The 6,933-nt window shown below is 72.7% G+C and carries 8 protein-coding genes and 1 riboswitch; of the genes, 2 read left to right on the top strand and 6 right to left on the bottom strand.

What is annotated here, in order from left to right; all coding sequences use genetic code 11:
* From AB0C36_RS42170 to AB0C36_RS42155, 4 genes are all read right to left on the bottom strand, one after another.
* Positions 1-350: transglycosylase family protein (locus AB0C36_RS42170; protein ID WP_358364858.1), on the bottom strand; the 350-nt coding region annotated here is incomplete at its 3' end.
* A 3-nt stretch (positions 351-353) separates the two neighbouring features.
* A riboswitch (cyclic di-AMP (ydaO/yuaA leader) is annotated at positions 354-527 on the bottom strand.
* 523 nt (positions 528-1,050) lie between these two features.
* Positions 1,051-1,656, bottom strand: a complete 606-nt coding sequence (locus AB0C36_RS42165) for a GNAT family N-acetyltransferase (protein ID WP_435839233.1) — start codon at positions 1,654-1,656, stop codon at positions 1,051-1,053.
* On the bottom strand, positions 1,653-2,219 hold the full coding sequence (locus tag AB0C36_RS42160; RefSeq protein WP_358364856.1) for a helix-turn-helix domain-containing protein: 567 nt from the start codon (positions 2,217-2,219) through the stop codon (positions 1,653-1,655). The genes AB0C36_RS42165 and AB0C36_RS42160 overlap by 4 nt, the downstream gene beginning before the upstream one ends.
* A gap of 73 nt (positions 2,220-2,292) precedes the next feature.
* Positions 2,293-2,997 (bottom strand): pyridoxamine 5'-phosphate oxidase family protein, encoded by a 705-nt coding sequence (locus AB0C36_RS42155; protein ID WP_358364855.1) that lies wholly within the window; start codon positions 2,995-2,997, stop codon positions 2,293-2,295.
* Between the two features lie 178 nt (positions 2,998-3,175).
* On the opposite strand from AB0C36_RS42155, the gene AB0C36_RS42150 reads away from it, so the two are divergent.
* Positions 3,176-4,489: an aminotransferase class I/II-fold pyridoxal phosphate-dependent enzyme gene (locus AB0C36_RS42150; RefSeq protein WP_358364853.1), complete on the top strand. Its 1,314-nt coding sequence runs from the start codon at positions 3,176-3,178 to the stop codon at positions 4,487-4,489.
* 22 nt (positions 4,490-4,511) lie between these two features.
* Here AB0C36_RS42150 and AB0C36_RS42145 read toward each other — a convergent pair whose 3' ends face one another.
* Positions 4,512-4,871 carry a DUF6204 family protein gene (locus AB0C36_RS42145; RefSeq protein WP_358364852.1) on the bottom strand — a complete coding sequence of 120 codons (360 nt, stop codon included), beginning with the start codon at positions 4,869-4,871 and terminating at the stop codon, positions 4,512-4,514.
* Between the two features lie 283 nt (positions 4,872-5,154).
* On the opposite strand from AB0C36_RS42145, the gene AB0C36_RS42140 reads away from it, so the two are divergent.
* On the top strand, positions 5,155-5,679 hold the full coding sequence (locus AB0C36_RS42140; protein ID WP_358364850.1) for a flavoprotein: 525 nt from the start codon (positions 5,155-5,157) through the stop codon (positions 5,677-5,679).
* 69 nt (positions 5,680-5,748) lie between these two features.
* On the opposite strand, the gene AB0C36_RS42135 is transcribed toward AB0C36_RS42140, so the two are convergent.
* Positions 5,749-6,816 carry a TerD family protein gene (locus AB0C36_RS42135; RefSeq protein WP_358364848.1) on the bottom strand — a complete coding sequence of 356 codons (1,068 nt, stop codon included), beginning with the start codon at positions 6,814-6,816 and terminating at the stop codon, positions 5,749-5,751.
* Positions 6,817-6,933: the final 117 nt, after the last annotated feature.

Here is a 6,933-nt window from a genome sequence, read left to right as displayed (position 1 = left end):
TTGACGGAGCAGACCGGCCAGGCGCCGGGGCCCTGGCCCGCGAGCACCTTCTCGGCGATCGCGATCTGCTGGTCCTTGGTGGCCAGGTCGGCGCGGTCGGCGTACTGGCCGCCGCCGAACGCGTTCCAGGTGCTCTGGGTGAACTGCAGGCCGCCGTAGAAGCCGTTGCCCGAGTTGATGGACCAGTTGCCGGTGCTCTCGCACTGGGCGACCTTGTCCCAGGTGCTCACCGGGGCGGCGGAAGCGCTCGTGGCGCCGATCAGGGGGGCGGCGATCGCGGCACCGGTGACACCGGCGGCGACGGCGATGCGGGACTTCGTGGTCAGACGGTTGCGAGTTGCGGACAGCATCAAGCGTTTCCTCTCCTACGCCTGCGAGGTGAGCTGTCGGATTCGGGCTGGAGTTGCCCGGCCGCTCTCGTCCGCCCTTCGGAAAGGGCCGTCGAGCGCGGCTTCACCCCTAGCCGTCCCGGTTGTCGCCGGGCCGGCGCGTTTCACCTGGTTCCCCCGCTTCTGCCGTGGTTGCTTCTCAGCTGTCCCGTCTCGGCCGGCGGCAGAATTCGGCGTTCCGGTGAGCGGGGTCGATGTGTGGGACACCGACGCCGAGAAAGGTAGGCAGACGGACTCCGACAACTCAAATCCCCTCCCCGCAAAGCCGGTTTGGGAATATCGGCGTTCGGGGAATAGGCCACGCGGTGTAGTTCGGGGCGACCGGTATGTGTGCGGATTTCTCCGTACGGTGATCACCGGGCCACGCAGGGCATGATCGCCTCACCCAAAGTGGCCCGGGAGTGATGCAGCGTCGATTCGGTAAAGCAGGGGCAAAGTTATGAGAATCCGGCGCATCACCGCGATTAGGACGTTCCGGATGTGGGGAAGCTGCCTCCCGGCGCGCGCACAAGCCCGCTGAAACCGTCAACAACGTTTGACCGACGGGGCGCGCGGATCGACAAGGTCACCGGGGGCATTTCCGGCCGGTGATCCGTCGCGGGACGCGTCGCGTCAGGAGCCGTTCTTCACCGGCTTGTAGAGGCTCACGGCTTGTAGAGGCTCACGGCCTGTAGAGGGTCACCGGCTTGTAGAAGAAGGTGCAGTCGCGCAGGACGCCGTCCGGATCGGCCGCGTACGCCGGGACGACGCCGTAGCGCGTCCACCCCGCCGCCTCGTACATGCGCTCGGCCGGGCTCTCCGTCTCGGTGTCAAGCATGAGCAGCGTGATGCCGGCCTCGGCCGCGTGCGCCTCGGCGGTCGCCAGCAGCGCACGGCCCAGACCTTGCCCGCGTGCGTCGCGGTGGACCATCAGCTTGACCACGTCGGCGCGGTGCGCGCCGTTCGCCCAGGAGCTGAAGGCCAGGCAGACCGTGCCGAGCACGCGGCCGTGGAAGGCGGCACCGTCGGAGTCGTGGTCGGTGTCGCCGTCGGAGGCGCTGTCGGGGGCGCGGTTGTACGCGGTCCACACGACGAAGGCGCCCGCGCGCACGGCGTCCGCCTGGCTGTGCCACCACGCGGCGCCGTCGGCGGGCGTGAACGGAGTGCGGAAGCCGAGCGACGCACCGCCGGTCACGGTGTGGGCGAGCAGTTCCCCGAGAGCGGGTACGGCGTCGTCGAACGCGTCCGCCGGCAGGCGGCGGATCCCGACCCGGGGCGCGGCCGTCACGGCGCCACCACCACGAGCGCGTACCGGACGGGCCGTGCGCCCGGGCAGGCGTACGCGGACGGCCCCCACAACCGGAAGCTCATCGCGTCGCCCTCGTCGAGCGTGTGCGTCGTGCCTTCGACGGTGACGGCGAGCGTGCCGTCGAGGACGCGGATGTGGTGTTCGAGGCCCGGCGTCGGCGGGCCGTCGTACGCGATGTGCGCGCCCGGGGCGAGCAGGCCCTCGACGACCTCGGCGCGCAGGTCCGGGTTCGGCGGGGACACCGAGCGCCGCACGAAGCCCGAGGCCTCGTCGGTCCAGACCCGCTGTTCCTCGGCGCGCACGACGCGGACGGCCTCGGCGCCGGACTCGACCTCGGCGAGCAGGCGCGACATCGTGCGCCCGTACGCCGTGCAGAGCTTGTTCAGCAGTGCCGCCGTCGGGCTGATCTCGGCGCGTTCGAGGCGCGAGAGGGTGGAGCGGCTGACACCGGTCCGGCCGGCGAGTTCGTCCAGGGACCAGGTGTGCTCGACGCGTAGCGCGGTGAGTCGCCGGGCAAGGCGTTCGTCGACGTCGTCTCTCATATTCGGGATGGTATCCCGCATATGAGAGAAGCGTAGGTGGGGGTTCCGTCGATACACGGTCATCCGCACGCCGTCATCCGCGCCGGGCCAGCCACTCCTTCAGGTACGCGGGCGGCTCGCCCTCCACCCCGGCGTCCGGGCGCGGCGTCCCGGCCGCCGTGCGCAGCGGGACCACCCCGGCCCAGTGGCCGAGCTCTCGGTCGGCCGCGTCCTCGGCGAGCCCGTGCGAGCGGACCTTCGCCGCGACATCGGACAGGTCGAGGGCGAACAGGCCGGTCTGGGCGGCTTCCTTCGGGCTCGGCGGGCGGCTGTCGGCGTACCGCCCGGGCACAAGGTGGTCGATCATCGTGGCCCAGCCGCGCGCGGTCTCCGCGGGGTCGGTCACCCGGCGCAGCGGCCCGTGGGCGATCACGCAGCGGTAGTCCATGGAGTGGTGCATGGCCGCGCGCGACAGGACGAGGGAGTCCGCGAGCGTCACCGCGAAGGAGACCGGCAGGCCCTCGTCTCCCGCGTGGCGGACCGCGATGGCCAGGTGCGAGCCGCTCGACACGTGGAGGTAGAGGCGTCCGCCGTCGCGGCCGAAGATCAGCGGCAGGATCTGCGGCTGCCCGAAGGCGGTGAACGCGACGTGCGCGAGAAACGCCTCGTCGAGGATCGCGTGCACGGTCTCCGCGTCGTAGCGCATGCGCTCGCGGTATCGCGTGGGCGTGGTCGCCTCGGTGCGGGCGTAGACGGACGGGGGCTCGGTGGTCCCGGTGGCTTCGCGGGCGCTGCTCATGTCGGAAACCTCTTTGTGCTAGGCCAATCAGGAGTTGGTGCTAGTACAATAAGGCGACGAGTTGGGGGACTGTCAACGCAATAGGGTGCGATCACAGATTGCGGCTGCCGGGCAATAGGTCGCCCGCGCCGTGCGACCGCACCGACGACTGCGCGTCGTTGCCGTTCAGGAGGAGATCGTGGCCCCGACCGGGCGTACCGCCGCCGAGATCGCGGCGTCCATCGAGCGCGACCTCCGGCACGGCGACCTCGCACCCGGCGACGCGCTGCCGCCGGTGCGCACCCTGGCCGCGGGCCTCGGGGTCAACCCCAACACCGTCGCCGCCGCGTACCGCCTGCTGCGCGAGCGGGGCATCGTCGAGACCCAGGGGCGCGCCGGAACGCGCGTGCTGCCGCGCCCGGCGTCGACGGAACGCAACGCCCTCGGCCCGGCCGCGCCGCCCGGGACCCGCATGCTGGTCATGGGCGAACCGGATCCGGAGCTGCTGCCCGACCCCCGGTTCCCCGACCCCGCGACGTGGCGTCCGCTCTACAACCACCCGCCGCTGTACGGCCCGCTCGCCGACGCCGCACGGGGCGTCCTCACGGCAGAAGGGGTCCCCGCGGACCACCTCGTCGTCACCTCCGGCGCGCTCGACGCGATCGAACGCGCGCTGATGACGCACACGCGTCCGGGGGACACCGTCCTGGTGGAGGACCCGGGGTGGGCCAACTTCCTCGACCTGCTCGCCGCCCTCAACCTGACCGCGCGGCCGGTACGCCTCGACGACGACGGCCCGATCCCGGACGACGTCGCGCGCGGACTCCGGGACGGTGCCCGGGCGTTCGTCGTCACCGTGCGCGCGCAGAACCCGATGGGCGCGGCCGTCTCACCCGAGCGGGCGGCGGAACTGCGCGCGGTCCTCGCCGCCCACCCCGACGTGCTGCTGATCCAGGACGACCACGGAAACGCCATCGCCGGGCCGGAGTTGGCGTCGGTGGTCGGCGACACGGAGCACTGGGCACACGTACGGTCGAGCGCCAAGGCGTACGGTCCCGACCTGCGCTGCACGATCGTGTCCGGCGACGAGACGACCATCGGGCGCATGGCCGGGCGGCAGCGCCTCGGCCCGGGATGGGTCAGCCACGCGCTGCAGCACGCCGTCGCACACGCCTGGACCTCGCCGGAGGTCGCGGCGCAGGTGGAGCGGGCGCGGCTGGCGTACGCGGAACGCCGCGCGGCGCTCATCGCCGCCCTCGCCCGGCACGGCATGGCGGCACACGGCCGCTCCGGCATCAACGTGTGGGTGCCGGTGCGCGACGAGGTCGGCACGGTGGCCGAACTCCTGGCCCGGGGCTGGCTGATCGCCCCCGGCAAGCGCTTCCGGATCGCCTCGCCGCCGGCCGTGCGCGTCACGGTGGCGCGGCTCGCCCCCGAGGAGGCGGAGACGTTCGCCGCGGCGCTGGCCGCCGCCGCGAACGTCTCGGGCGGGTCCGCGTACCACGCGGTCTGACCCCTTGCGCCGTTCGAGCCGCTCAGCCCTCGCCGCGGGCCACCGCGCGCCGCTGCCGCTTCGCCAACGGAGTCTGCGCAAGGTCGGTCGCCTGCGAACGCAGGTTCTTGTATCCGTAGCCGCGTTCGGACAGCCACGCCTCTGCGGCCGCCTCCGCGCGTGCGGTCGCGGGCACGATGTCCTCCTCCGCGTCGCCGGACTCCTCGAACCGGAAAGTGAAGGCGTCCCGCGCGGCGATGTCGTACGCCAGGTGCCCTTCGCGCGTGAACGCGGACCGCAGGACGTCGTGGTCCGCGGCGCGAGCCAGTAGTTCGGCGCGCTGGTCGGCGTCGAGACCGTCGAAGACGCCGCGGACGGTGATGCGGAAAATACGCGTGCTCATGGCGGGACCCTAACCCGCCCGGTCGGGGTACCCAACTGGTTTGCCCGGCCCAGGATTCAGCCGACCGCCGACCGCCGACCGCCGACCGCCGACCGCCGACCGCCGACCGCCGACCGCCGACTCCCGACCCCCGACCGCACCACCGCCGACGCGTGGAAAGCCGAGGGGCAGGGGAACAGGAAGCACGGAGCAACGCCCTGGGCGCGCGCGGACACGCCGCCGGATGCCGTCCCGGTCCCGGTCCTCACCCCGTCCGAACCGGCGAGCGCCTACGCTTCCTGACATGCCACAACCGCCTGTCCTGCACGTCATCGCGGGTGCCGCCCCACCCGTCCTGGAGATCGCGCACGCGCTGCGGCTGATCCGGGCCTGGGGATGGGACCCGTGCCTCACGCTGACGCCGACCGCCGCCCGCTGGCTGGAGAAGTCGGCGGACGACATCGCGGAGGCGGCCGGACGGCACCCGCGTACCGCCGAGCGCCTGCCCGGCGAGGAGAAGCCCTTCCCGGCGGCGTCGGCGGTCCTCGCCGCACCGCTGACGTTCAACACCCTCAACAAGTGGACGTCCGGCATTTCCGACAATGTGGCACTCGGCGGGCTCAACGAGGCGCTGGGCGCGAAGTTGCCGATGGTCGCGGCGCCGTACTTCAACACGGACCTCGCTGCGCATCCGCGCTATCCGACGAGCGCCTCGCTGCTGCGCCGGGCGGGCGTACGCCTCGTGACCAACGGCGAAGGCGCACCGATGACACTGCCCGGGACCTCCTGGTGGGAGGCCGTCCTGCGGGAGCTCCCGGGCCGCCCCTGAGCCCGGCCGGACGTACCCGGCCCGACGTGCCCGGCGCCCGACGTGCCCGATGCGCCGACGTGCCCGGCGTCAGCCGCGCGTGAGCGTCCAGTGGCCGTCGGCCCGGATGTTCAGGTAGCGCGTGGGATCCCGCATCGGCAGCCGTAGCGCGCAGTGGTCGTACTCGTGGACAAGCTCCTCCAACTGCCGCCCGACGCCGTCGTGCACGGTCACGGTGATCGGCCCGCTGCCGTTGAACTGCACGTTGAGGAACCCGGCGGGCGCGTCCCAGCGCACGACGTCGCCGCCGTGTCCCTGGAGCACCGGGCTGATCGGCCGGGCGTCGTCCATCGGGAACAGCGCCACGGACCACGGCCCTTCGTGTTCGACGCGCAGGCGGCAGCGGCCGTCCGCGGGGGCGGTGAACAGGCCGCGCCCGGGGAGCCCGGCGAAGGTCACGTACGCCGTCTCGGCGGTACGCCCGGCCGCATCGCACAGGTGCAGTGCGCCGCGAGCGTCGCGCCCGCCCGGCGTGAACTCGGCGATGACGGCCGACATGCCGAGCGGGATCGCGAGTTCGAACACCGCGTTGCCGTGGCCGTCCTGCCGGACCGGGAACTGCGGTACGGCTGCCGCCGCGGGGTGCCGAACCGGCGCCCCCGACGGCACGGGAGGCGGTGTCAGCGGCCGGGGCGGCACCGCCGGCTGCGGCGACTGAGGCGGCTGCGGCGATTGGGGCCGTTGTGCGGTCCGCGCCCGATACGCCGCGACATACGCCGCCGCCCCGGCCGCCGGGTGAAGGTGGTCCAACGCCGGGGTGGGAAAGGGGAGTTCCCGGATCGGTATGCCCAGTTCCGAACTCAGCTGCACCATCCCACCCGGGTACGACCGCCCGAGCGTGCCGAACCACCAGTCGTTGCCGTGCCGCTTGATCTCCGCGAGCAGCACCGCCGTCCCCGGTCCGAGGTATTCGGCTTCGAGGTCCAGGTACGCGGTGTCCGCGCCGCCCGACGAGAGCCGCACGCGCCCCACCGGCGCGTACGCCGGACCGCCGGATGCGCTCGGCGCGGCGTGCACGACGAACACCAGGTGGTGCAGTTCGGCGGGCACGGCGCGCAGGTCGACGACGAGTTGCAGCTCGCCGGTGTGGCTCGGCACGAGGCGTACACCGCCTTCGGGTCACCATTCGGCCTAATCCCTGATGACAATCAGGCCATGTACGCGCCCTTCACCCCCAGGCCGTTCGACGTGATCCTCCCGGACGCCCTCGGCCAC

It is taken from the genome of Streptodolium elevatio, from assembly GCF_040649515.1.
GTDB lineage: Bacteria > Actinomycetota > Actinomycetes > Streptomycetales > Streptomycetaceae > Yinghuangia > Yinghuangia elevatio.
This window is presented reverse-complemented; position numbering and strand designations above follow the sequence as displayed.

Coding starts and splice junctions, on each gene's coding strand:
- AB0C36_RS42140 (WP_358364850.1), top strand. CDS start 5,155: ATGCCACAACCGCCTGTCCTGCACGTCATCGCGGGTGCCGCCCCACCC.
- AB0C36_RS42160 (WP_358364856.1), bottom strand. CDS start 2,219: ATGAGAGACGACGTCGACGAACGCCTTGCCCGGCGACTCACCGCGCTA.
- AB0C36_RS42155 (WP_358364855.1), bottom strand. CDS start 2,997: ATGAGCAGCGCCCGCGAAGCCACCGGGACCACCGAGCCCCCGTCCGTC.
- AB0C36_RS42145 (WP_358364852.1), bottom strand. CDS start 4,871: ATGAGCACGCGTATTTTCCGCATCACCGTCCGCGGCGTCTTCGACGGT.